Source organism: Pseudoalteromonas sp. S3178 (assembly GCF_005886985.1).
Classification (GTDB): Bacteria; Pseudomonadota; Gammaproteobacteria; order Enterobacterales; family Alteromonadaceae; genus Pseudoalteromonas; species Pseudoalteromonas carrageenovora.
Genome location: NZ_PNCW01000586.1, coordinates 1 through 319 on the forward strand (window position 1 = coordinate 1; position 319 = coordinate 319).

The window sequence follows — 319 nt, forward strand, 5'->3', positions numbered from 1 at the left end:
TCTGGGGATGGGATCAAAGGGGTCAGAGTCGTTGATTTTTGGTTGTGACTCCATTTATTTGTGCTTAGCTATACTGATGTAACGAAAAACTAATGGACTAGTTAAGTTATGGCACGCCTTCCTCGATTAAATCTTCCTAATGTACCTCAACATATCGTTCAGCGTGGTAATAATCGGCAAGTTACTTTTGCTGAACCAGATGATTATGTTGTTTATTTAGAAAAGCTAAAGTACTACGCCAAAGAATATGAAGTAAAAGTACATGCGTTTGTATTGATAACGAATCATGTTCATTTATTGGCAACACCAACCACAAGCA

The 319-nt window shown here is 37.3% G+C and carries 1 protein-coding gene; it reads left to right on the top strand.

Features of this window, described 5'->3' with window-relative positions:
* Nucleotides 1-108 precede the first annotated feature (108 nt).
* The coding region (locus CWC11_RS22330; RefSeq protein WP_171038533.1) for a transposase at nt 109-319 on the top strand (211 nt) is incomplete at its 3' end.